Genomic DNA, 23,308 nt, shown 5'->3' on the forward strand with positions numbered 1-23,308 from the left:
TTATTTCTCAATACAAAAGGTAGGCGTTTTGAAACATTTAACCCCACTCACTCACACCCCTTTTAAAGCCTTGTTGCTAGGCACAACCTTAAGCGTGTTTTTAAGCATAAATTTAGCCGCAGGAGAAAGCTCCGCTAAAGGGGCTAAAAATAAGTCCAAATCGCCTGTTGCTGATGTGATGATGACTAATTGCGATAGCATTAAAGACTTTAACGCCAAGCAAAAAGAAGTTTTAAAATCCGCCTACCAGTTCGGCTCTAAAGAAAATTTAGGCTATGAAATGGCAAGCATTGCGTGGAAAGAATCATGTGCAGGGACTTATAAAATCAATTTTTCCGATCCGAGTGTGGGCGTCTATCATGCGTATATCCCTAGCGTTTTAAAAAGCTATGGGCATAATAACAGCCCCTTTTTACGCAATGTGATGGGGGAATTGCTCATCAAAAACGATGCCTTCGCTTCTGAAGTGGCCCTCAAAGAGTTAATGTATTGGAAAACGCGCTACCACGACAATTTAAAAAACATGATTAAATCTTACAACAAGGGCAGTCGCTGGGAAAGGAATGAAAAATCTAACGCTGAAGCTGAAAAATATTACGAAGACATACAAGATAAAATCAGGCGTTTGAAAGAATCTAAAATCTTTGATTCTTATTCTAACAATGAAGAAGCCTTGCACACGAGTGCAAACAGCAATTTGGATTTGGACCCTGTTGGCAATTCTATGCCCCAAACTTTAGCCAAAATGGAAAACACAACGCAAAAAACTCAAGAGATAAAAGAGGCAACCAAATTAACAAACAACCAAGCAACCAAAAAAATAGAGCATAAGTCTTTGTATTTAGCTCAAGCTAGTAGTGCTAATTTTGAAAACACCAAACCTAAAAATCCCAAAAAATCAGCTAAAACCAACCAACGCTCTCAAAAAACCAATACTAAAAGCAACGCTAAAACTAACACCAAAACCGCTTCCAAAAATTCCAAAAATAAAGAAGTGTGCAAAAATTGCTCTCCAGGGCAAAGGAATGCGATTTTAGCTAACCGCATCACCATCTTGCAAGAGCTTTAAAAGTTAAAAAATGGCGCAAAAAACTCTTCTAATTATCACTGATGGCATTGGGTATCGTAAAGATAGCGATTATAACGCTTTCTTCCATGCCAAAAAACCCACTTATGACTTGATGTTTAAAACCTTGCCTTACAGCCTGATTGATACGCATGGCTTGAGCGTGGGCTTACCTAAAGGGCAAATGGGGAATTCTGAAGTGGGGCATATGTGCATTGGGGCTGGTAGGGTGCTGTATCAAGATTTAGTCAAAATTTCTTTAAGCCTTCAAAACGATGGATTAAAAAACAACACCGCTTTTTTAAGTGCGATCCAAAAAAGCTCTGTGGTGCATCTTATGGGTTTAATGAGCGATGGAGGCGTGCATTCACACATTGAGCATTTTATCGCTCTGGCTTTAGAGTGTGAAAAATTCCATAAAAAAGTCTATTTGCATTTAATCACCGACGGGCGTGATGTCGCCCCTAAAAGCGCTTTAACTTATTTAGAAATAATGCAAAACATCTGCAATGAAAGCATTCAAATCGCTACGATGAGCGGTCGTTTTTATGCGATGGATAGGGACAACCGCTTTGAAAGGATAAAGCTTGCGTATAATAGCCTAATGGGGCTTACTGACCCCACGCCTTTAAGCCCTAGCGAGTATATTCAAAGCCAATACGATAAAAATATTACCGATGAATTTATCATGCCTACTTGTTTTAAAAATTATTGCGGCATGCAAGATGATGAAAGCTTTATTTTTATCAATTTTAGGAATGATAGGGCTAGGGAAATAACGAGCGCTTTAGGTCAAAAGGAATTTAATGGATTCAAACGCCAAGTTTTTAAAAAACTTCATATCGCTACCATGACGCCTTATGATAAAAACTTCCCCTACCCTATTTTATTCCCTAAAGAAAGCATTCAAAACACGCTCGCTGAAGTGGTTTCTGAGTGCAACTTAACCCAAAGCCATATCGCTGAGACTGAAAAATACGCGCATGTTACCTTTTTTATTAATGGTGGAGTGGAAACCCCCTTTAAAAATGAAAACAGAGTGCTTATCCAAAGTCCAAAAGTCACTACTTATGATTTAAAGCCTGAAATGAGCGCTAAAGAAGTCACCCTTGCGGTGTTAGAGCAAATGCGTTTAGGCACAGATTTGATCATTGTGAATTTTGCTAATGGCGATATGGTGGGGCATACGGGGAATTTTGAAGCGAGCGTTAAAGCGGTGGAAGCGGTGGATACGAGTTTAGGGGAAATCCTTTCATTAGCTAAAGAATTAAATTACGCCATGCTTTTAACAAGCGATCATGGGAATTGCGAACACATGAAAGATGAAAACCAAAACCCCTTAACCAACCACACCGCCGGAAGCGTGTATTGCTTTGTTTTAGGGAATGGAATAAAATCCATTAAAAACGGAGCCTTAAATAACATCGCTAGCAGCGTGTTGAAACTCATGGGCATCAAAGCCCCAGCAACGATGGACGAACCCTTATTTTAAACTAAAGGAAAACAATGCAAATTGATGATAAATTATTGCAACGCTTGGAAAAATTGAGCATGTTAGAAATTAAAGACGAACATAAAGAGAGTGTTAAAGGCCATTTGGCAGAGGTTTTAGGCTTTGTGGAAAATATTTTCACTTTAGAGACTAATGAGATGATAGCAGATACAGAGCTATGCACCCCTTTAAGAGAAGATGAGCCAAACAACCAAAACACAGCCAAAGATATTTTAAGTCAGAACAAACACAGCCAAGGTCATTACTTCGTAGTGCCTAAAATTATTGAATAGGTTTAGTATCAAGTTAAAAACTTGATTTTAAAATCTATTGGAAAAAATAAAGATTTTGGCTTTGCTCTCATTGAGCGTTAATCATAAAATCTAAAAAACGCTCAAAGGCATTTTTTATAATCAACAATAAAAAGCTTGCGAAAAATTAAAATTCAAACCTCCTTTTTTAGTTAAAACTAATTCTTAATCATATACATTTTGTGATTACATTTTGTGATAAAATCCAAGCCTTATTGAGCCATTGGCTTGTATTTTTCTCATTTTTACTGAATTTTGAAAATTTTCATGCACTCGTTTACTTTTTTATTATCATTTATGCTATAATTATGAGACAAATTTAATTCAACACAAAGGAGATTTTATGTTATCACACGATACCATTAAATTATTGAACGAACAAGTTAATAAAGAAATGAACTCTTCTAACTTGTATATGAGCATGAGTTCTTGGTGCTATACCCATAGCTTAGATGGTGCAGGGCTTTTCTTGTTTGACCATGCGGCTGAAGAATACGAGCATGCTAAAAAGCTTATTGTCTTCTTGAACGAAAACAATGTGCCTGCACATTTCAACAGCATCAGCGCGCCTGAGCATAAGTTTGAAAGCTTGACTCAAATTTTCCAAAAAGCTTACAAGCATGAGCAAGACATCAGCAAGTCTATCGCTAACATCGTGGATCACGCTTTAAAAAGCAACGATTATGCGACTTTCAATTTCTTGCAATGGTATGTGGCTGAACAGCATGACGAAGAAGTGCTTTTCAAGGATATTTTGGATAAAATTGAGTTGATTGGTAATGAAAACCACGGCTTGTATTTGGCTGATCAGTATATCAAAGGGATCGCTAAAGGCAGGAAATCTTAATTTTAGGGTCATTGGGTGCAAAAACTAGCCGTTTTTGATTTTGACTCCACGCTTATCAATGCTGAGACGATTGAGTCTTTAGCGAGGGCGTGGGGGGTTTTTGATGAAGTGAATACAATCACTTTGAAAGCCATGAATGGCGAGACAGATTTTCACAAGAGTCTTATTTTAAGGGTCTCCAAACTCAAAAACATGCCTTTAAAACTGGCCAAAGAAGTTTGTGAAAGTCTGCCTTTATCTGAAGGGGCGCTTGAGCTCATTAGCGCTTTAAAAGAGAAAAACTACAAAGTGGTTTGCTTTAGTGGGGGTTTTGATCTAGCGACGAATTATTATAGGGATTTATTAAATTTAGATGCGGCTTTTAGCAACACGCTCATCGTGGAAAATGACGCCTTAAACGGCTCAGTAACTGGGCATATGATGTTTTCGCACTCTAAAGGCGGAATGTTGCTCGCTTTACAACGCTTACTAAATATCAGTAAAGATCGCACTTTAGTCGTGGGCGATGGGGCGAATGACTTGAGCATGTTCCAACATGCCCGCATAAAAATCGCTTTCAACGCTAAAGAAATCTTAAAACAACACGCCACGCATTGCATCAATGAGCCTGATTTAGCGCTAATCAAGCCTTTGATTTGAAAAGGTTAAAAGCATTTTTTACAATAGTAAAGGGCTTGATTTCAGTCAAGCGATAGTTTCTTAAAAAAAATTTAAAATCAAATAACCACAATTTGTTTTTAAAAATTAAAGATAAAGTTGTTTTAAGCCATATTTCATTAAAATAAAGCTTTTATAATACAAGGATACACAAGCATACAAATGTTCCAACCCCTACTAGACGCTTATACAGACAGCGCTTATTCGGATGCATTAGACCACAAGCCCCCCTTAAATATAGCCATAGCGAATTGGTGGCCTTCAGACAAAAAAGAAACCAAAGGGTTTAGGCGTTTCATCTTGCATTTTATTTTAAGCCAATATTACGAAATCACTTACCACCGAAACCCTAAAAAGCCTGCAGACCTAGTTTTTAGCAACCCCCTTGGACAAGCTAGAAAAATCCTATCGTATCAAAACACTAAACGAGTGTTTTACACCGGCGAAAATGAAGCGCCCAATTTCAACCTCTTTGATTACGCCATAGGCTTTGATGGATTGGATTTTAAAGAGCGTTATTTAAGGATGCCTTTGTATTATGCCCGTTTGCATGATAAGGCTCAAAGCGTGAATGACACCACTGCACCCTACACTCTTAAATCTGATAGCCTTTATGCTTTAAAAAAGCCTACCCATCGTTTTAAAGAATACCACCCTCATTTATGCTCTGTAGTGAAAGGCGAGAGTGACCCTTTTAAAAGAGGGTTTGCAAGTTTTGTAGCGAGTAACGCTAACGCCCCTATAAGGAACGCTTTCTGTGAGGCTTTAAATTCTGTTGAGCCAGTTACTGGGGGAGGAGCAGTGAAAAACACTCTAGGCTATAATGTCACAAACAAGAGCGAGTTTTTAAGCCAACACAAGTTTAATCTCTGTTTTGAAAACGCTCAAGGCTATGGCTATGTGACTGAAAAAATCATTGACGCTTATTTTAGCCACACTATCCCTATTTATTGGGGGAGTCCTAGCGTGGCGCAAGACTTTAACCCTAAAAGTTTTGTGAATGTGCATGATTTTAAAGATTTTGATGAAGCGATTGATTATGTAAGATACTTGCACACCCACGAAAACGCTTATTTAGAGATGCTTTATGAAAACCCTTTAAATGCGGTTGATGGGAAAGCTTGTTTTTACCAAGATTTGAGTTTTAAAAAAATCTTGGATTTTTTTAAAGCGATTTTAGAAAATGACACGATTTACCACAATAACCCTTCCACTCTTTATCGTGATTTGCATGAGCCATTAGTGTCAATTGATAATTTGAGAGCGGATTTATTGCGGCTAAAGAATGATTATGATGGTTTGAAGAATGATTATGATGGTTTGAAGAATGATTATGATGGTTTGAAGAATGATTATGATGGTTTGAAGAATGATTATGATGGTTTGAAGAATGATTATGATGGTTTGAAGAATGATTATGATGGTTTGAAGAATGATTATGACCATCTCTTCAAGAGCGCCTTACCTTTATTGGAATTGTCTCAAACCACCTCTTTTAAAATCTATCACAAAACTTACCAAAAAACCTTACCCTTACTGCGCGCGGCAAGAAGGTTGGTTGAAAAAATAGGGCGTATTTTTAAAACCGATTAAGAAATTGGAGTGCTATTTTAAAATGCGTGAGCGCTTCTTTTTTGAGCGTGGTGTTTTTGAGCATGTCTTCTAAAGCATAGGTGCTTAAAAAGTTTTTTGTTTTTAAAGACACGATGCGCCCAAAGGATTCTTCTTTAGAAAGGTTTAAAAGGCGTTTGAGCAAAATCTCGCCAAATATGATAATGATTTTTGAGGTGCTGTTGTCTAATTGCCAGGTTAAATGGGGCAGGCATGCGTTGATTTCTTCTTCTAGATTGAGGCTGTTAGAGTCGCATTTAAGGAGCGATAAAATAGCACAATCTTTTAAAGAATAGCCAAACACTTTTTGGATAATGCTCTCTAGCATGAGCGCTTTTAAATTGTTTAAAAAATTTAATTGACTATCCAGCATGGGGGTGAGCGTGATAAAAGCGATCTTAGATTGAGCGTTTAAAAGCCCAACTACCGGTTTTGAATGTTGGTAGCGTTTGCACAAATTGCAATTTTCTATGCCCTCATGGACTTGTTTGTTAAGGGGCTTGTTTTGGGGTTTTGTAAGATTGATGTTAGTGTAAGTTTCACCTAAAAGACGCTCCATATAAAGGGAGCGTAAAACTTGAAGGCGTGAGTGTTGCAAAGCGTTTAATCTTTATGCTTTTTGAAAGCGTGAGGGCTTAGCATGTTTTCTGGCTTAAAAATATCGTCTAACTGCTCTTTAGTTAAGATTTTCTTTTCTAAAGCGATGTCATAGATAGAACGACCGCTTTTTAAGGCTTCTTTAGCGATCATAGCGGATTTTTCATAGCCAATGTGAGGGTTGAGTGCGGTAACGATACCAATGCTATTAAAGACATAATCTTTGCAAATCTTTTCATTAGCCGTGATGCCTTCCACGCATTTAGTCGTTAAAGTTTCAATCGCACGCCCTAAAATCACAAAGGAATGGAAGAGCTTGTAAGCGATAACCGGCTCAAACACATTGAGTTGTAACTGCCCCCCTTCTGCGGCTAACGCCACGCTCAAATCATTCCCAATGACCGCAAAGCACACTTGATTGACCACTTCAGGGATCACCGGATTGACTTTACCCGGCATAATAGAGCTTCCAGGTTGCATTTTAGGCAAATTGATTTCATTCAGTCCGGCTCTAGGCCCTGAACTGAGCAGTCTTAAATCGTTACAAACCTTAGAAAGTTTGATTGCAATACGCTTTAACACCCCACTCACTTGCACATACGCCCCAGTGCTTTGAGTGGCTTCTATCAAATTATTAGCCATGATAAAAGGACGACCTGTCACTTCTTGGATTTTCTTTTCAATCAAGTTGCGATAATCCGGATGCGAATTGATCCCTGTGCCAATAGCGGTGCCACCCAAATTAAGCTCTCTTACCCAATTTCTAGCATCTAAAACATGCTCAATATCCCTATCAACCATCAAAGCATAAGTTTCAAACTCCTGCCCTAAAGTCATAGGCACAGCGTCTTGAAGCTGGGTGCGCCCCATTTTAATCACATGAGCAAATTCTTTAGCCTTTTGAGTGAAAGCATCCCTTAAGGCTTTCATGGGATTGACTAGATTACTCAAACGCTCATAAATCGCAATTTTTAACGCGCTAGGATAGGCGTCATTGGTGGATTGAGAGCGATTGACATGATCGTTTGGGTGGCAAAATTGATACTCGCCCTTTTTATGCCCCATGTATTCTAAAGCCAAATTAGCAACGACTTCATTCATGTTCATGTTCGTGCTCGTGCCAGCCCCCCCTTGAATCATATCCACAATGAATTGATCATGGTGCTTGCCATCAATCAATAGATCGCACGCATGGCAAATCGCAACCTTAACCTTTTCATCAATCAAGCCTAATTGCGCATTTGCTAAAGCGGCCGCTTTTTTGACTTGAGCGAAAGATTTGATAAAAATAGGATAACTGCAAAGCTTGTCGTTGGTGATGAAAAAATTTTCACTCGCCCTTAAAGTTTGAACCCCATAATAAACCTCATCGCTAATTTCCATCTCTCCAATGAAATCATGCTCAATACGCATAAAAGCTCCTTGTATCGTTAAAAAATATTCTAGTTATTGTAGCCAAATCTTGGGTTATTTTTCTTTTAAACGCAACACTTTTGCCCCTAAAGCGTTGATTTTATCCTCTAATCTCTCATAACCCCTATCTAAGTGGTAAATCCTATGCACCCTACTCACGCCTTTAGCCACTAAAGCGGCTAAAATGAGAGCTGAAGAAGCCCTTAAATCGGTTGCCATCACATCGCTCCCGGTAAGCTCTGTGGATCCGTGAATGGTAGCAATATTGGTTTTTAGGCTAATATTTGCCCCCAATCGTTGCAATTCGCTTGCGTGCATGAAGCGGTTTTCAAAAAGCGTTTCTTCAATCACGCTCGTCCCCAAACACTGCGTGGCTAACGCCATGAATTGTGCTTGCATGTCTGTGGGAAAGCCTGGGTATTCTTTCGTGGTGATTTCAAAAGCTTGGCGTTTTTTGGTCGGATAAATTTCTATGGAATTTTGTTGGATGTCTAGCGGGAAACCAATTTCTATAAGCTTGTCTGTGATCGCTTGGAGGTGGTTAGGGATGATATGATTAATTTTAAGCTGGCTGTTAGTGATAGCCCCTACGCATAAATAAGTGCCTGCTTCAATCCTATCGGGTATGATTTGAATGTCTTTTAAATTCAAAGCATCGCTTTCTACCCCTCTAATCTTCAACTCGCTGCTGCCAATGCCTTCAATCTCTACGCCCCCACTTTGTAAAAATGTGCACAATTGAGCGATTTCTGGCTCTTTAGCCGCATTAATGATGCGCGTAATCCCTTTAGCCAGACTTGCTGCCATAAGGGCATTTTCTGTGCCTGTAACACTGATTTTATCAAATAAAATATCATTGCCTTTTAAACCCTTTGCAGCCTTTGCATGGATATAGCCTTGCTCAATCGTGATTTCAGCCCCCAATTGTTGCATCGCTTTTAAGTGCAAATCCACAGGCCTAGCCCCTATGGCGCACCCACCGGGCAAACTCACTAAACATTCCTTAAAGCGTGCTAGTAATGGGCCTAAAACCAAAATAGAAGCGCGCATTTTACGCACCAAATCATAAGTGGCTTCGGTATGGCGTAGGGATTTAGCACAAAGTTTGAGCGTGTGAGAATTAAACCAATCTAACTCTGCACCTAAATTTTGCAACAAGGACGCCATTGCCTTGATGTCAGCCACTTGGGGCAAAGCGCTGATTGTGACTTCTTGTTGGCTTAAAAGCGTGGCGGCTAAAATGGGGAGCGCGGAATTTTTAGCCCCAGAAATTTCTACCCCCCCTTTTAAAGGGATTTGTCCTACAATCTCTAAAAAGTCCAATTCTATCCTTTTTCTTTTTTATTTTTAAGGGCTAAACCGGTAGTGTTAGCGATTTTTTGCGCGTAGTTGGGGTTAGCGTTTTCTAAATCCTGCCCAAAATTGATGGCACTTTCCAATTCAAAAAACTCTGAAGAAACTAAATTTTGGATCGTTTCTAACCACAGAGTCTCTTTATCTTTAGGGCAAATCTTAAAACGCTCATTAAAGCTATTTTTAAGTTTTTGCAAAGCTAACTCGCTTTTGAGGTTTTTCACTTGTTCGCTCAAACTTTCTAAAGAGACGCTTATATTGGGTATTTCTTGTTTTAAAGGGGTGCGAAAAAGCCTCCAAACAAGCCCCAACAATAACACAGGGAGCAAGCATACAAACAGGATCAAATACATGAAAGCGTAATAAGTCAAACTGCCCATGGATTAAGGTTTATAAGCGTTCTTTATAATAGGCATTTGTCGCTTCAATATAGCCTTCCACACTCCCACAATCGTATCGTTTGCCTTTGAACTGGTAAGCGATGATGCGTTTTCTTTTGGCTTGAGTGAGCAAGGCGTCTGTGATTTGGATTTCATTGTTTTTACCCGGTTTAGTCTCGTGCAAAATCTCAAAAATATCCGGGGTTAAAATATAGCGCCCTATCACGGCTAAATTGCTTGGGGCGTCTTGTTGGCTTGGTTTTTCCACCATGTCTTTAATTTCATATACCCCCTCTTCTAACAATTCGCCCTTAATCACGCCGTATTTTGAAACTTCTTCTAACGCCACTTCTTCAATAGCCACGATAGAGCATTGGTATTTTTGATACAGTGAAGTCATTTGCTTCAACACGCTTGGGTGGTTGTGGCTAGTGCATAAATCATCGGCTAAAATCACTGCAAAAGGTTCATTGCCTATAAGGGCTTCTCCGGTTAAAATCGCATGCCCCAAACCTTTCATTTGTTTCTGGCGCACATAGGAAAAACAGCATTTTTCTATAATGTTACGAACGCTTTGCAACGCTTTTTCTTTGTTGGTGCCTTGGATCTGGTGCTCTATTTCATAGCTCGTGTCAAAATAATCTTCCAAACTGCGTTTGTTTCTTCCTGTCACAATCGCCATCACTTCACAGCCTGCCTCCATCGCTTCCTCCACAGCGTATTGCATGAGAGGTTTATCCACAATGGGTAGCATCTCTTTAGGGATGGTTTTAGTGATCGGCAAAAAGCGTGTGCCATAGCCGGCGGCAGGAAAAAGGCATTTTTTAATCATGAGTTGTCCTTTGTAAGAGTTTGTTCTAAAAATGCATCAATGGGGATGAAATTCCCAAAAATTTCTTGATAAATCAAGTAATTGAGCATGACCCTAAAGCCATACATACGGGTTTCGCTATAAGGCATAAGCTCCATGCTAAGCCAAGGCTCAAAGCGATTTTTTCCTTTGAATCGTTTGGAGCTTTCTAACCATCTCCTTAAAAACCCCGGCCCAGCGTTATAAGCATAGGCGACAAAAAGGGGGTGGTTGAATTGTTTTTTCAAACGGTTCAAATAATAATTGCCAAATTTAAGGGCGATATTGGGGTTAAACATGTCGTTTAGATCAATATTATCCATGCCAAGGCTTTTAGCGAAAGGCCCTACATTAAAGGGCATGATTTGCATAAGTCCTAGAGCAAAGGAGCGCGAAATGACCGCCGGGAGCAAAAAGCTTTCTTGCCTAGCGATCGCATACGCCATCGCCTTTTCATCCACGCTTTGCCACTCAATAATACCCTCATAAGGGGATAAATAATAATAAAGCTTTTCTTTATTGCGTTGGCTTAAAAAATAGGTTAATTCAGGAGCGCTTTTTTCATAATGCAAGCTCTTTAGCATCGCATTAAACGCCCCCTCATCTTTCAAACTCAAAGTTTTTTCCTTAAAAATTTGCCATAAAAAAGGATCGTAAGTGTTAAAGGGAGGGGCTTCTTGGCTTAAATTTTGGATATGCGAAATGATGCGGTAATTAGGTGCAGCTTTGAGTTTGCGGTTTGCATAAAAGCTATAAAGGTTTAAGGCAGGGCTTTGTGAAAGGCGTTCTAAAGTTTTTTTCTTTTTAGAGACTAGGTATTGCCAAAAGATGGCTCTATTTTTTGAAAAATCATCGTCTTTGACAACTTCTTCGGATCGTTCAAAATATTTGAGCGCTTTAGAGGGTTTTTTGCGTAAAATTTCATTAATCCCTAAAATAAAAAAGGTTTGTGCGTTGCTGTGGGTGGCGTTACTTTTAGCTAGAGCGTCTTTAAAATGATCCAATTTAGGATCTAATATAACTTGATAAATCAAGCGGTTAAATGCTGGGTAATTTTCATCTAAAAGGCGGTTTAATTCCTTAATAGGGATATGCTCTTCAAAGAGTTGGAGCTTTTTTTCGTAACTCAAATGATTAAAAAGCGCACTAAACACTTGCACATTAGCCTTAAACAAAGAAGCGCTCACATTCTTACTTTGCAAAATTTCTAATTCTTCATAAAGAACAGGATAAGCCTCTTTGATTTTAGCTTGTAAGGGCTTAAGGGTTTGAATAGGGATTTTATCAAAATCCTTGATTTTTGATTTTAAAGCGATAGCGATACAGCTATTTTGGAAAGTGTCTAATTCTTCTAGCATGCTTTCTAAAGTAATTTGCTTGCAATAAATATCTTCAGGCATTTTGGCATCAGGGATCTTCTCTGAATTGTCCGAGCCTTTTTCTTGCATGGCTTTTTGCAGGGCACTATTTTTATTTTGAGTCAATTCATAGGCTTTTTTAGCGTTTTCTAAACTAGTTTTTTTATCACTAATATAACGCCATAAATAATAATCCCTAACAATCCCAATGGGCTTTTTCTCTAAATCTTTTAAATTCAACTCGGTTTGAGAAAAACCAACGCCAAGCACACCCATAAAAAATAAAATAAAAAAACGCATGCTTTTCTTTAGAGACTTTTGGCGAGCATAAAAAGCCATTGGATTAAAGTCAAATCTAAAAACTTCAAAACAATGACCACCACTAAAGGAGCGAAATCCAACCCGTTAAACACCAACTTGAATTTAGAGCGCAAAAAATAAAACACCGGCTCACACAAGCGAGCGAGGATTTGCATAATGGGGTTATTCGGATTGGGCTGCACAAAGCTTATGAGCGAATAAATGATCACTACCCATATATAAATTGTAATGAGCGAGCTTAAAATCACGGCTATCGCATTAAGAAGAGTGGAAAATATCATGCTTTTAGCCTTAAAATTTCTTGATAATGGCTTTGAATATAAGGGAAAATCAAAGGCAATTCAACGCCATGCGAATCCCCAATTAAAAGAATGCGCAAAGGTTTAAAAAAATCTTTACCTTTAAGCTGGCTTAATCGCATGGCTTCTTTTTTAAAACTTTCAAAATCCTTATACGCTTGAAAATCCATGCTTTTTAGGGCGTTAAAAAGTATTGAGCAGCGCTCTTTAAAATCTTCGTTTTCATAAGTTTTAACAATATCTTTTGGCTCTAAAAACAACGAAATTTTTTCTTTCAATTCTAAAAGCGTATCGCATTCTTCTATGAATAATCTTAAAAGCCCTAAAAGATTCCTATCTTTTATTTGAGAAAGCTCTAATAATTTTTCATCATCTAAACGCTTTAAATGCTGGTGGTTTAAGTGTTTTAAATATTTTAAATTAAAATGAGCTGGGGAATTAGAAAGGTTTTCTAAACTAAACCATTCTAACGCTTCATCAAGGCTAAAAACTTCTTTAGGCACTTTATTACCAATAGTGATGAGGTAATTCACAATAGCAACCGGCAAAAACCCTTGATTTAAAAGCCATTTCACGCTAGAGGCTTCATCCCTTTTGCTCATCTTTTTACCGCTTGCTTCATCTAAGATAATGGGCAAATGTGCATAAATAATAGGGTTGTTGGAGCCTAAAGCTTGTTGGATTAAGATTTGTTTAGGGGTGTTACTCACATGATCTTCGCCCCTAATAATAAGACTGATTTCATAAAGCAAATCATCGCATGCACAAGCGAAATTATAAGTAGGGCTCTTATCCTTTCTTAAAAGCACAAAAGAATCCAATTCATAAGGCTCAAATTTCACTTCTTTTTTAATCGCATCGTTAAAAGACACCGCATGATTTGGGGCTTTTAAACGCACCACAGGGGTATTGTGCTGGTTTTTCTCTAAAGCCGCCCATTCATCTAAATACCTGAAAGGGCGTTTTTCGTTTTTGGCTTTTTCTTTTTCTTGTTCTAAAAATCCCACACTCGCATAACAATAAAACGCCTTATTTTCTTTAAGCAATTTTTCTGCCATTTCCCTATGGTAATCTATGTTATGGCTTTGATACACGAGTTTATCCCAGTTCATTCCCATGAGCTTTAGAATCTCTAAAATCTCCTGATCTTTGCCTTCAATATTGCGCTCTTTATCTGTGTCTTCAATGCGAATGAGAAAGGGTTTATGTTGCTGTTTAGCCACAATATAGTTAAAAATGGCTGCCCTTAAATTCCCTATGTGCATATCCCCAGTAGGCGAAGGTGCAAAACGAAGCATAAAAACCCTTTATGAAAAAATAGTTTTTGATTATACCTAAAAAAGAGACATAAATAAGCCCATACATAAAAATTTTAAACTCACTAAAAGAAATCGCTTTGTATTGCATTTAAAAAAGTGCGGTATTATGGATACGAGAAAATTTTCTTAAGTTATCTTGCCTAAAGATATTAAATCGTAGGAAATATTGGCACTATGCTTTTTAAATAGTATTATTTAGTATTATTAAACCTAATTTCCAACAAGCCCAATTCATAGCAGGATCAACCATGCAAAAAATCGTATTCTCTCTGTCTTTATTCTCATCTTTATCTTTATTCTCTTTTTGTAGCGCTGAAGAAAATGGGGCGTATGCGAGCGTGGGGTTTGAATATTCTATGAGCTATGCCATCCAACACAACAACCCCTTTTTAAATCAAGAACGCATTAAAATCATTTCCAACGCTTACAATCAAATCAATGGACTCAATCAAGTTGCAAATCAAGTCAAAAACATGCCCAAAACCTTTGAATATATCAATAACAATCTAAAAAACAACCCTAAACCAAGCGCTACTGCAATGCAAGCTGAAGCTTACTACCTCCAATCCACGCTTAAGAACATTGAAAAAATAGTGATGGTTAGCCATAGCGCTCCATCCAACCCTAAATTAGTCCAAGCGTTAGAAGAAATGCAAAAACCCACTGCCGATCCTTTAGAATTAGTCACAAACTTAAAAAATTTAGAATTGCAATTCAACCACTCTCAAAACAACATCCTTGCTTCGCTTTCTTCTCAAACCGCTCGCCTTTCAAATTCTTTAAACTCGCTTGATCCTAGTGCTCATTCTAAAAACATTTCAAACATGTATGGGGTAACTTTGAGCGTGGGATACAAGCATTTTTTTACCAAAAAGAGGAATCAAGGGTTTCGCTATTACTTGTTTTATGACTATGGCTACACTCATTTCAGTTTTGCGGGTAATGGCATTGGTTTAGGGAAAATGAACAACCATCTCTATGGGCTTGGAGTGGATTATCTTTTTAATTTCATTGACAATGCGCAAAAACATTCTAGCGTGGGTTTTTATGTGGGCTTTGCTTTAGCGGGGAGTTCTTGGGTGGGGAGTGGTTTGAGTCTGTGGATAAGCCAAATGGATTTTATCAACAATTATTTGACCAACTATCAAGCTGAAATGCACACCAGTTTTTTTCAAATCCCTTTGAATTTTGGATTTCGTGTGAATGTGGATAGGCATAATGGCTTTGAAATGGGCTTAAAGATCCCTTTAGCGATCAATTCTTTTTATGAAACGCATGGCAAAGGGTTAAACACTTCCCTCTTTTTTAAACGCCTTGTCATGTTTAATGTAAGTTATGTTTATAGTTTTTAGGGGGTTAAAATTTTTATTGCAACCATTAAGGAAAAACCATGCACATCGCTTGCCTTTTGGCTTTAGGGGATAATCTCATCACGATTAGCCTTTTAAAAGAAATCGCTCTCAAACAGCAACAACCCCTTAAAATTCTAGGCACTCATTTGACTTTAAAAATCGCCAAGCTTTTAGAATGCGAAAAATATTTTGAAATCATTCCTGTTTTTGAAAATATCCCCGCTTTTTATGATCTTAAAAAGAGAGGTATTTATTGGGCGATCAAAGATTTTTTATTGTTGTTAAAAGCGCTTAAAAAGCATCAAATCAAGCGTTTGGTTTTAGAAAAACAAGATTTTAGAAGCACTCTTTTAGCTCCATTGGTTACAGTAATGACTCCTAATCAAAAAATTAAAAATGTTTATCAAAACCGCCAAGAGTTGTTTTTTCAAATTTATGGGCATGTTTTTAATAACTCTCCATATTCTATGAGCTTAAAAAATCCAAAAAAAATTTTGATTAACCCTTTTACAAGAGAAAATTATAGAAATATTTCTTTAGAGCATTTACAAATCATCTTAAAACTTTTAAAGCCCCTTTCTGTTACGCTTTTAGATTTTGAAGAACGATACGCTTTTTTACAAGATAAAGCCACTCATTACTACACTAAAACCAGTTTAGAGGCAGTGAAAAATCTCATTTTAGAAAGCGATTTGTATATAGGGGGGGATTCGTTTTTAATCCATTTAGCTTACTATTTGAAGAAAAATTATTTTATCTTTTTTTATAAGGATAATGATGATTTCATGCCGCCTAATTGTGAGAATAAAAATTTTTTAAAAGCCCATAAAAGCCATTCTATAGAACAAGATTTAATCAAAAAATTCCGCCATTTGGGGCTATTATAATATTGTGTTATACTTCTAAAATCAATTTTGCTTGTTAGGACATTTATGAAAAATATTAGAAATATCGCTGTAATTGCACATGTTGATCATGGAAAAACCACTTTAGTAGATGGCTTGCTTTCTCAATCTGGCACATTTAGTGAGAGGGAAAGAGTGGATGAAAGGGTGATGGATAGCAATGATTTAGAAAGAGAAAGAGGCATTACCATTCTTTCTAAAAATACCGCTATTTATTATAAAGACACTAAAATCAATATTATTGACACTCCTGGGCATGCTGATTTTGGGGGCGAAGTGGAGCGCGTTTTAAAAATGGTGGATGGGGTATTGCTTTTAGTAGATGCTCAAGAAGGGGTCATGCCTCAGACTAAATTTGTGGTTAAAAAGGCTTTGAGTTTTGGGATTTGCCCTATTGTTGTGGTGAATAAAATTGATAAGCCTGCCGCTGAACCGGATAGAGTGGTGGATGAAGTTTTTGACTTGTTTGTAGCGATGGGAGCTAGCGATAAACAATTGGATTTTCCTGTGGTGTATGCTGCTGCTAGAGATGGCTATGCGATGAAAAGTTTAGACGATGAAAAGAAAAATTTAGAGCCTTTGTTTGAAACGATTTTAGAGCATGTGCCAAGCCCTAGTGGGAGCGTGGATGAACCCTTACAAATGCAAATTTTTACGCTTGATTATGATAATTATGTAGGGAAAATCGGTATCGCTAGGGTGTTTAATGGCTCGGTTAAAAAGAATGAAAGCGTGCTGTTGATAAAAAGCGATGGGAGTAAAGAAAATGGTCGTATCACTAAGCTTATAGGCTTTTTAGGACTAGCTAGAACTGAGATTGAAAACGCTTATGTGGGCGATATTGTAGCGATCGCTGGGTTTAATGCAATGGATGTGGGCGATAGCGTCGTTGATCCCAATAACCCCATGCCTTTAGATCCCATGCATTTAGAAGAGCCGACGATGAGCGTGTATTTTGCCGTCAATGATTCGCCTTTAGCCGGTTTAGAAGGGAAGCATGTTACTGCCAATAAATTAAAAGACAGGCTCTTGAAAGAAATGCAAACCAATATCGCTATGAAATGTGAAGAAATGGGCGAAGGCAAGTTTAAAGTGAGCGGGCGTGGGGAATTGCAAATCACTATCTTAGCTGAAAATTTACGCCGTGAAGGGTTTGAGTTTAGCATTTCACGCCCTGAAGTCATCATTAAAGAAGAAAATGGTGTTAAATGCGAGCCTTTTGAGCATTTAGTGGTTGACACCCCCCAAGATTTTAGCGGAGCTATCATTGAGAGACTGGGTAAAAGAAAAGCCGAGATGAAAGCGATGAATCCCATGAGCGATGGTTATACAAGATTAGAATTTGAAATTCCTGCAAGGGGGCTTATTGGTTATAGGAGCGAGTTTTTAACCGACACTAAAGGCGAAGGCGTGATGAATCATAGCTTTTTGGAATTCCGCCCTTTTAGTGGGAGCGTGGAATCGCGCAAAAATGGGGCACTCATTAGCATGGAAAATGGGGAAGCGACCGCTTTTTCCCTTTTTAATATCCAAGAAAGGGGCGTGCTTTTTATCAACCCCCAAACTAAGGTTTATGTGGGCATGGTTATTGGCGAACACAGCCGGGATAATGATTTAGATGTCAATCCCATTAAATCCAAACATTTAACCAACATGAGAGCGAGCGGAAGCGATGATGCGATAAAACTCACCCCGCCTAGGACTATGGTGCTAGAAAGGGCGTTAGAATGGATTGAAGAAGATGAGATTTTAGAAGTTACCCCTTTAAATTTAAGGATTAGAAAAAAGATTTTAGACCCCAACATGAGGAAAAGGGTGAAAAAATAAATAGAACCTTTTGGAATGCATGCGGATTTATTCAATCAAAACGCTAGCAAAAAAGATATTTTTTTGCACAATTTACGCTCTAGCAATGGGCGTTATAAACGCTACATAAAAGCCCCTTTAAGATATGGTGGGGGCAAGTCTTTAGCGGTAGGGTTAATAGTGGAATATATACCTAATAATGTGCGTAGGATTATTAGCCCTTTTATAGGTGGGGGGAGCGTGGAAATTGCGTGCGCAACAGAATTAGGTTTAGAAGTATTAGGCTTTGATATTTTTGATATTTTAGTGAATTTTTATCAAGTGTTGCTCAAAGAGAAACAAGCTCTTTATGATAATTTGCTCTCTTTAGAACCTACGCAAGAAACTTATAATACTCTCAAACAAGAGTTAAAAGCCCACTATAAAAAAGAATGTGTTTTAAACCCTTTAATTTTGGCTAGAGATTATTATTTTAATTTTAATTTGAGCTATGGACCAGGATTTTTAGGGTGGATGAGTAAAATTTATACTGATAAACAACGCTATCTAAACGCCCTTTTAAAAATTAAAGATTTTAACGCCCCTAGCTTAAAGGTGGAATGTTCTAGTTTTGAAGAAGTGTTGCTCGCTTACCCTAATGATTTTCTCTATCTTGACCCCCCTTATGTGTTAGAAAATTCTAAAATGTTTAAGGGGATTTATCCTATGCGTAATTTTCCTATCCACCACAATGGCTTTAAACATGAAGTATTGGCTCAAATGCTAAAGAGGCATAAAGGACCATTTATTTTAAGTTATAATGACTGCGAATTCGTAAGGAATGCTTATAAGGATTTTAAGATTTTAGAGCCATCTTGGCAATACACTATGGGACAAGGCGAAACCAGAATGGGTAAAAATCGCTTAGAAAGAGGCGACAATAATCATGTTAAACAATCTCATGAATTATTAATTATCAAGGAGTAAAAATGCATATAGATGGTTGTCTAATTCGTTGTTATTTGTGCCCAGAGGCATTAAAAAGATTTCATTATTTTTTAATGAAAGTTGTTTCAAAAGGCTTTTAATTTCTGTGATAGATTGCACGGCGTTTTTGCTGTCCAAAACAAATTTAAAATGCACGCTTTTAGCGTTATCTAAAATGTTTTGTAGGGCTTTAAGATTAATCCGTTTGTTTTCTTTTTCTAAAGAAAGAGAGAGTTTGACGCTTAAGGTGAAATGCAATTCTTTTAAAATAGAGCTAAATTCAAAAAAAATAGAGCCGTTACTCTCCACAAATAAAGGGATTTTTTTGCGATGGAAATGCTCTAAAACGCTGGTTAAAATAGGGTTATTAAAATATAAGCTTGGCTCCCCGCCTGTGAGAATGAAATCAAAATTCTTGTGATTGGGGGTTAAATGGACTAATCGCTCAATCAGTGGCTTAGGCTCATTATAATAATCCCAAGATTTTTTAAATTTAGGGTGCACCGCATACAAACTATCACAACCTATTAAAATTTCATCATTGAATAAGGTTTTGCAACCAAATCCCTTACAAGAAAGGTTACACCCCCCCAAACGCAAAAAAAGACTGGGCTTGCCTATCCTTTGGCCTTCACCTTGTAAGGAAAAAAAGCTCTCAACGACTGGGAGTTTCATTTAAGGGATTTGGTGTAAGGGTTTAGCGTGAAAAAAGCATTTTTCTTCATCGCTAATGATTTTATTAAAAAAGTCCTTGTCTTGCCACAAGCTTTGAATGCCTTGTGAAAAAGAGACGCAATTTTGATGCACTAAAGTTTTAAAGTGGGGGTTTTCTAAATCTTTTAAAAAGCTTTCAGCGTAGCCGTTTTTCGTCTCATGCACGCGCACGCTAGAGACTTTTAACTCCCCTTCATGATTAGAAAAAACGCTTTTTTGTAAAATGCGTGAAAGGTAGTATAAAAACATAAGAGCGTAACTCTCTGCACTCAAATTAAACGAGCATTTCACATAACGCACGCAATGATTTTCTATAAAACGCTGGAATTCAATACTTTCTTTATCCCAAAAATGATGGGCATGATCAAAGGAGTCTATAAAGGTTTGCATTTCTTGTTGCATCAATCCAAAATCTAGTGCCATGTTCGCATGATCTAAGCGGTTAGTTTCAATAAAGACTTCCACTTCATAATTATGCCCATGGATATTTTGAGCGCATTTTAAAGAGGAACAATTACGCACCACATGGCTAGCGCAAAATTTATACAATCGCCTGATAATCATTGTTCATTGCTTATAACATGGCTGATAAAGAGGTAACCTTAAGTTGTAGTAGTAGCGTTCAGGGCGGTTGAAATCAATGCGTTTGATCGTGCTTCTAATCAAATCCCTATAAAGCATTTGATAGCCGCAAGTCCTCCCACTCACGCTCCCATCTACATACAAAACCCGTTTTTGCAACACCACATCATACCAGTCCAAAATAAAATGCGAATTCGCGCTCATCAAAATTTGCTCGCTAAAGCCATTAATAGCGTAATAATCTGTAGGGGTTTGGGAGCAATAAAACTGCCCCCCAAGAAAATAACAAGACTAACGCACATTTACTCTAGGTTAATGCTTGTATCCTAGTATTTTTTTTGCAATGACAACATTGCGATAAAAATATTCAAAGGAGTTTCCATGGGAAGCATTGGTAGTATAGGTAAGCCCATTGAGGGTTTTTTGGTCGCAGCCATCCAGTTTCCTGTCCCCATTGTCAATAGCAAAAAGGACATTGAAAACAATGTGCAGAGCATTATTAGAACTCTACACGCCACAAAAGCGGGTTATCCGGGCGTGGAGCTCATTATCTTCCCTGAATACAGCACACAGGGACTAAACACGGCTAAGTGGTTGAGCGAGGAGTTTTTGCTAGATGTGGGTGGCAAGGAGACGGAGGCGTATGCACAGGCATGCAAGGAGGCTAAGGTTTATGGCGTATTTTCCATCATGGAAAGAAATCCCGATCCTAACAAAAACCCCTACAACACGGCTATCATCATCAATCCTAAAGGCGAAATCATTTTGCATTACCGCAAACTCTTCCCTTGGAACCCTATTGAACCTTGGTATCCTGGGGACAAGGGCATGCCCGTGTGTGATGGACCTGGGGGCTCTAAGCTAGCCGTGTGTATCTGCCATGATGGGATGATTCCGGAGTTAGCCAGGGAAGCGGCTTACAAAGGATGTAATGTCTACATCCGTATCTCAGGCTACAGCACGCAAGTTAACGATCAATGGATTTTAACCAACCGCTCCAATGCTTGGCATAATTTGATGTATACCGTGAGTGTGAATTTAGCCGGTTATGACAATGTTTTCTACTACTTTGGGGAGGGGCAGATCTGTAACTTTGATGGCACGACCCTAGTTCAGGGCCACCGCAACCCTTGGGAAATCGTAACCGGTGAGATTTATCCTAAGATGGCTGACAACGCGCGGCTTAGTTGGGGGCTAGAAAACAACATCTACAACCTAGGACACCGCGGTTATGTAGCTAAGCCCGGTGGCGAGCCCGATGCAGGTTTGACTTACATCAAGGACTTGGCCGCTAGCAAATACAAGTTGCCATGGGAAGATCACATGCAAATCAAAGATGGCTCGATTTATGGCTATCCTACCAGTGGTGGGCGTTTTGGCAAGTAGGTTTTAAAATTAAGGAGGTGGGGGCTCCGAAGTATGGCTCAAAGAAGAAAAAGATGAGCGAGCCATAGAAGAGTATAAAAAAAGAAATTATATTGACCCTACCCCAAAATTAGAATAGGAAAATATAGAGGAATTTCGCAAAAGAAGAGAAGACGCTATTTAAAAGATTAAAGGAAGTATTCTTATCTCAGTCTTAATAAGGGTTTTTAGCGCTTGTTGTAGGTATTTAGCGTTGGTGGGTTTTGGTTATGGTAAAATTCTTAAAAAGCATTTTTAAAGTTTTGTTGTAAAACGCTTAAAGGGGATAGAGAGCATCTAATTCCCCTAACCCAAGAAAACCGCCTTTTTTAAGAGATCATCTCTTGATAAAATCAAGCTCAAATTTTAGCGTTTAGAATATCCACCCATAGTTAAAGAATACCTTAAAGCGGCTGCTCCCTTCCTTAAAAACAAAAGAGTTGGTGCGATCGCCATTGGTAGCGGCAAATTTAGTCTTATTTTGGATCAAAGGGATACGCCCACAGAAAATTGAGAGTACTTATAGCGGTAATTAAATCCGCTCGCTGCATCCAAATTACCCACCCCTTTGTATTTTTTCAACACATAATAAAAACTAATCTCAACAGTGTTTAAATTATAAGGCAGAAAGTTTTCTGTATTCAAATTCCCATTAGATACAAACGCGCTAATAGGGTTTTTAGTGGAAAATTTTAATTTTGAAATCGCTTCAGCGGTAGTGAATAAGTTAGCCGCTCCTTTTAAAATGGTGTCTTTAGGCAGATAGCTGTAGGTTTTAGTCGTATTTTTTGCTGTATACTTGGTTGTGTTTCTAGTGCCGTTTTCAAGCACAGTGGCGATCTTTTCTTGTGTTTGCACGCCTTCTAATAATCCGGTTTCAAACTCCGCTTCTATAAAAAATCCGTCTTTTTGGTGGGCCTCTAAGGCGCTGAATATAAAAATGAAGAGCATATTTTTTCATGCCTATCCTTTTTTAACTTATACTATTCTTAATTATACCATTTAAGGGGGATGCTGTTTTTTTTTGAAATTTAAAGTTTTAAAAGGGCTTATTATTTCATAATTGAAACAAATTTTTAAAAACGAGCGTTTGTTTTAAGACTTATTTACTTTTAATTGATCGGTGTTTATCAAAGTGCAATATTTGAAATAAGGTATGCATGATTGATGCACCAATTAAGACAAAATCTTTTCCATAAAAATCGTAGGAAAAATTAAAGTCTCTTTGCCCAATTTCACCGCACAATCCTCTTCTTTGACTTGCAAAAAACCTAGCTTTTGATAGAGGTTGCATGCCTTGATCTGGCTCTTGCTCACATGAAGAGAGATTTTAGTATAGCCCTTAATAGAAGCGTATCGCTCCACGCTTTCATAGAGTTTTTTACCAAGCCCTTTAGATTGATAAGTGGTGTCAATGTGGAATTTACACAACTCTGCTTCTTTTTTATTGGCATGATTAAGCCCACAAATCCCAATGAGCTTCCCATTATCTCTCATTTCAAAAAATTCCCCACCATGTTCGTGCAATTTTTGAACAAACTCGCTAATGCTAGGCAAAAGATCCAATCGTTGGATAAACCCTAAAGGGTTATCAGCGATGCGTTTGGCATAAAAATCTTCTAATTCACTAAGATATTGGGGCGAAAAAACTTTGATGGTCATGATTTCCTAACTTTAGAGATAAAATAACTCAATCTTTCAATGA

General features: G+C 38.0%; 22 protein-coding genes and 4 pseudogenes. 12 read left to right on the forward strand and 14 right to left on the reverse strand.

From position 1 onward, the window contains the following. Nucleotides 1–28 precede the first annotated feature (28 nt). The 6 genes from DYI00_RS03450 to DYI00_RS03475 all read left to right on the forward strand — a co-directional run bounded on the left by DYI00_RS03450 (nt 29) and on the right by DYI00_RS03475 (nt 5,966). Nucleotides 29–1,069: a hypothetical protein gene (locus DYI00_RS03450; RefSeq protein ID WP_104687561.1), complete on the forward strand. Its 1,041-nt coding sequence runs from the start codon at nt 29–31 to the stop codon at nt 1,067–1,069. A 10-nt stretch (nt 1,070–1,079) separates the two neighbouring features. Continuing rightward, complete coding sequence (gpmI, locus tag DYI00_RS03455) at nt 1,080–2,558, forward strand: 2,3-bisphosphoglycerate-independent phosphoglycerate mutase (RefSeq protein WP_011577933.1); 1,479 nt, start codon at nt 1,080–1,082, stop codon at nt 2,556–2,558. Nucleotides 2,559–2,572: 14 nt separating this feature from the next. Beyond that, the gene (gatC, locus tag DYI00_RS03460; protein ID WP_011577934.1) at nt 2,573–2,851 is read left to right on the forward strand and encodes an Asp-tRNA(Asn)/Glu-tRNA(Gln) amidotransferase subunit GatC; all 279 of its coding nucleotides are present in this window, start codon (nt 2,573–2,575) and stop codon (nt 2,849–2,851) included. 361 nt (nt 2,852–3,212) lie between these two features. Then, nucleotides 3,213–3,716, forward strand: coding sequence for a ferritin (locus DYI00_RS03465; protein WP_011577426.1), 504 nt, complete (start codon nt 3,213–3,215; stop codon nt 3,714–3,716). Between the two features lie 15 nt (nt 3,717–3,731). Beyond that, nucleotides 3,732–4,355 (forward strand): phosphoserine phosphatase SerB, encoded by a 624-nt coding sequence (gene serB, locus DYI00_RS03470; protein ID WP_104709353.1) that lies wholly within the window; start codon nt 3,732–3,734, stop codon nt 4,353–4,355. A 180-nt stretch (nt 4,356–4,535) separates the two neighbouring features. Beyond that, nucleotides 4,536–5,966, forward strand: a complete 1,431-nt coding sequence (locus DYI00_RS03475; protein ID WP_115365290.1) for a glycosyltransferase family 10 domain-containing protein — start codon at nt 4,536–4,538, stop codon at nt 5,964–5,966. Here DYI00_RS03475 and DYI00_RS03480 read toward each other — a convergent pair. From DYI00_RS03480 to gltX, 8 genes are read right to left on the reverse strand one after another with little or no spacing between them, the layout of a single operon-like run. Beyond that, nucleotides 5,953–6,543 (reverse strand): uracil-DNA glycosylase family protein, encoded by a 591-nt coding sequence (locus tag DYI00_RS03480; protein WP_104709279.1) that lies wholly within the window; start codon nt 6,541–6,543, stop codon nt 5,953–5,955. The two genes, DYI00_RS03475 and DYI00_RS03480, sit on opposite strands and share 14 nt — an antisense overlap. Nucleotides 6,544–6,587: 44 nt before the next feature. Beyond that, a complete protein-coding gene (aspA, locus tag DYI00_RS03485; protein WP_011577938.1) occupies nt 6,588–7,994 on the reverse strand; it encodes an aspartate ammonia-lyase in 1,407 nt (468 codons plus the stop codon). Nucleotides 7,995–8,048: 54 nt separating this feature from the next. After that, nucleotides 8,049–9,317: a UDP-N-acetylglucosamine 1-carboxyvinyltransferase gene (gene murA, locus DYI00_RS03490; RefSeq protein ID WP_104709278.1), complete on the reverse strand. Its 1,269-nt coding sequence runs from the start codon at nt 9,315–9,317 to the stop codon at nt 8,049–8,051. A 2-nt stretch (nt 9,318–9,319) separates the two neighbouring features. Next, complete coding sequence (locus DYI00_RS03495; RefSeq protein ID WP_011577940.1) at nt 9,320–9,727, reverse strand: hypothetical protein; 408 nt, start codon at nt 9,725–9,727, stop codon at nt 9,320–9,322. Nucleotides 9,728–9,737: 10 nt separating this feature from the next. Continuing rightward, nucleotides 9,738–10,559: a UTP--glucose-1-phosphate uridylyltransferase GalU gene (galU, locus tag DYI00_RS03500; protein ID WP_011577941.1), complete on the reverse strand. Its 822-nt coding sequence runs from the start codon at nt 10,557–10,559 to the stop codon at nt 9,738–9,740. Further along, a complete protein-coding gene (locus DYI00_RS03505) occupies nt 10,556–12,235 on the reverse strand; it encodes a lytic transglycosylase domain-containing protein (RefSeq protein WP_011577942.1) in 1,680 nt (559 codons plus the stop codon). The genes galU and DYI00_RS03505 overlap by 4 nt, the downstream gene beginning before the upstream one ends. Nucleotides 12,236–12,243: 8 nt before the next feature. After that, nucleotides 12,244–12,537, reverse strand: a complete 294-nt coding sequence (locus tag DYI00_RS03510) for a YggT family protein (RefSeq protein WP_011577943.1) — start codon at nt 12,535–12,537, stop codon at nt 12,244–12,246. Next, complete coding sequence (gene gltX, locus DYI00_RS03515) at nt 12,534–13,853, reverse strand: glutamate--tRNA ligase (protein WP_011577944.1); 1,320 nt, start codon at nt 13,851–13,853, stop codon at nt 12,534–12,536. Before gltX ends, DYI00_RS03510 begins: the two co-directional genes overlap by 4 nt. A 269-nt stretch (nt 13,854–14,122) precedes the next feature. On the opposite strand from gltX, the gene DYI00_RS03520 reads away from it, so the two are divergent. The 4 genes from DYI00_RS03520 to DYI00_RS03535 are packed head-to-tail and all read left to right on the forward strand — an operon-like array spanning nt 14,123 to nt 18,903. Next, a complete protein-coding gene (locus tag DYI00_RS03520; RefSeq protein WP_011577945.1) occupies nt 14,123–15,226 on the forward strand; it encodes an outer membrane protein in 1,104 nt (367 codons plus the stop codon). A 38-nt stretch (nt 15,227–15,264) separates the two neighbouring features. Beyond that, nucleotides 15,265–16,113 (forward strand): glycosyltransferase family 9 protein, encoded by an 849-nt coding sequence (locus DYI00_RS03525; protein ID WP_104687565.1) that lies wholly within the window; start codon nt 15,265–15,267, stop codon nt 16,111–16,113. 45 nt (nt 16,114–16,158) lie between these two features. Continuing rightward, nucleotides 16,159–17,958 (forward strand): translational GTPase TypA, encoded by a 1,800-nt coding sequence (gene typA / locus DYI00_RS03530; RefSeq protein WP_011577947.1) that lies wholly within the window; start codon nt 16,159–16,161, stop codon nt 17,956–17,958. Nucleotides 17,959–17,973: 15 nt separating this feature from the next. Next, a complete protein-coding gene (locus DYI00_RS03535) occupies nt 17,974–18,903 on the forward strand; it encodes a DNA adenine methylase (protein ID WP_011577948.1) in 930 nt (309 codons plus the stop codon). Here DYI00_RS03535 and DYI00_RS03540 read toward each other — a convergent pair. The 3 genes and pseudogenes from DYI00_RS03540 to DYI00_RS03550 all read right to left on the reverse strand — a co-directional run. Next, nucleotides 18,886–19,578, reverse strand: coding sequence for a 7-carboxy-7-deazaguanine synthase QueE (locus tag DYI00_RS03540; protein WP_011577949.1), 693 nt, complete (start codon nt 19,576–19,578; stop codon nt 18,886–18,888). The genes DYI00_RS03535 and DYI00_RS03540 overlap by 18 nt on opposite strands. Further along, nucleotides 19,579–20,181 (reverse strand): 6-pyruvoyl trahydropterin synthase family protein, encoded by a 603-nt coding sequence (locus DYI00_RS03545; RefSeq protein ID WP_104687566.1) that lies wholly within the window; start codon nt 20,179–20,181, stop codon nt 19,579–19,581. Between the two features lie 3 nt (nt 20,182–20,184). Beyond that, nucleotides 20,185–20,487: pseudogene (locus DYI00_RS03550) on the reverse strand (hypothetical protein); the annotation flags it as partial. Between the two features lie 93 nt (nt 20,488–20,580). On the opposite strand from DYI00_RS03550, the gene DYI00_RS03555 reads away from it, so the two are divergent. Next, complete coding sequence (locus DYI00_RS03555; protein ID WP_011577952.1) at nt 20,581–21,585, forward strand: formamidase; 1,005 nt, start codon at nt 20,581–20,583, stop codon at nt 21,583–21,585. Between the two features lie 28 nt (nt 21,586–21,613). Continuing rightward, a pseudogene (locus tag DYI00_RS08425) lies at nt 21,614–21,782 on the forward strand (nuclease, EndA/NucM family protein); the annotation flags it as partial. Between the two features lie 194 nt (nt 21,783–21,976). Here the strand turns inward: DYI00_RS08425 and DYI00_RS08910 are convergent. The 3 genes and pseudogenes from DYI00_RS08910 to DYI00_RS03570 all read right to left on the reverse strand — a co-directional run. After that, nucleotides 21,977–22,194 (reverse strand): annotated as a pseudogene (locus DYI00_RS08910) (hypothetical protein); the annotation flags it as partial. Then, nucleotides 22,195–22,554 (reverse strand): annotated as a pseudogene (locus DYI00_RS03565) (hypothetical protein); the annotation flags it as partial. Nucleotides 22,555–22,779: 225 nt separating this feature from the next. Continuing rightward, on the reverse strand, nt 22,780–23,265 hold the full coding sequence (locus DYI00_RS03570) for a GNAT family N-acetyltransferase (protein ID WP_011577954.1): 486 nt from the start codon (nt 23,263–23,265) through the stop codon (nt 22,780–22,782). Between the last annotated feature and the right edge of the window lie 43 nt (nt 23,266–23,308).

Origin of the sequence: Helicobacter acinonychis, from assembly GCF_900461455.1 — a bacterium.
In the GTDB taxonomy this organism is placed as follows: domain Bacteria; phylum Campylobacterota; class Campylobacteria; order Campylobacterales; family Helicobacteraceae; genus Helicobacter; species Helicobacter acinonychis.

Coding starts and splice junctions, on each gene's coding strand:
- gpmI (WP_011577933.1), top strand. CDS start 1,080: ATGGCGCAAAAAACTCTTCTAATTATCACTGATGGCATTGGGTATCGT.
- gatC (WP_011577934.1), top strand. CDS start 2,573: ATGCAAATTGATGATAAATTATTGCAACGCTTGGAAAAATTGAGCATG.
- DYI00_RS03465 (WP_011577426.1), top strand. CDS start 3,213: ATGTTATCACACGATACCATTAAATTATTGAACGAACAAGTTAATAAA.
- DYI00_RS03475 (WP_115365290.1), top strand. CDS start 4,536: ATGTTCCAACCCCTACTAGACGCTTATACAGACAGCGCTTATTCGGAT.
- DYI00_RS03480 (WP_104709279.1), bottom strand. CDS start 6,543: ATGGAGCGTCTTTTAGGTGAAACTTACACTAACATCAATCTTACAAAA.
- aspA (WP_011577938.1), bottom strand. CDS start 7,994: ATGCGTATTGAGCATGATTTCATTGGAGAGATGGAAATTAGCGATGAG.
- DYI00_RS03495 (WP_011577940.1), bottom strand. CDS start 9,727: ATGGGCAGTTTGACTTATTACGCTTTCATGTATTTGATCCTGTTTGTA.
- galU (WP_011577941.1), bottom strand. CDS start 10,559: ATGATTAAAAAATGCCTTTTTCCTGCCGCCGGCTATGGCACACGCTTT.
- DYI00_RS03505 (WP_011577942.1), bottom strand. CDS start 12,235: ATGCGTTTTTTTATTTTATTTTTTATGGGTGTGCTTGGCGTTGGTTTT.
- DYI00_RS03510 (WP_011577943.1), bottom strand. CDS start 12,537: ATGATATTTTCCACTCTTCTTAATGCGATAGCCGTGATTTTAAGCTCG.
- gltX (WP_011577944.1), bottom strand. CDS start 13,853: ATGCTTCGTTTTGCACCTTCGCCTACTGGGGATATGCACATAGGGAAT.
- DYI00_RS03520 (WP_011577945.1), top strand. CDS start 14,123: ATGCAAAAAATCGTATTCTCTCTGTCTTTATTCTCATCTTTATCTTTA.
- DYI00_RS03525 (WP_104687565.1), top strand. CDS start 15,265: ATGCACATCGCTTGCCTTTTGGCTTTAGGGGATAATCTCATCACGATT.
- typA (WP_011577947.1), top strand. CDS start 16,159: ATGAAAAATATTAGAAATATCGCTGTAATTGCACATGTTGATCATGGA.
- DYI00_RS03535 (WP_011577948.1), top strand. CDS start 17,974: ATGCATGCGGATTTATTCAATCAAAACGCTAGCAAAAAAGATATTTTT.
- DYI00_RS03540 (WP_011577949.1), bottom strand. CDS start 19,578: ATGAAACTCCCAGTCGTTGAGAGCTTTTTTTCCTTACAAGGTGAAGGC.
- DYI00_RS03545 (WP_104687566.1), bottom strand. CDS start 20,181: ATGATTATCAGGCGATTGTATAAATTTTGCGCTAGCCATGTGGTGCGT.
- DYI00_RS03555 (WP_011577952.1), top strand. CDS start 20,581: ATGGGAAGCATTGGTAGTATAGGTAAGCCCATTGAGGGTTTTTTGGTC.
- DYI00_RS03570 (WP_011577954.1), bottom strand. CDS start 23,265: ATGACCATCAAAGTTTTTTCGCCCCAATATCTTAGTGAATTAGAAGAT.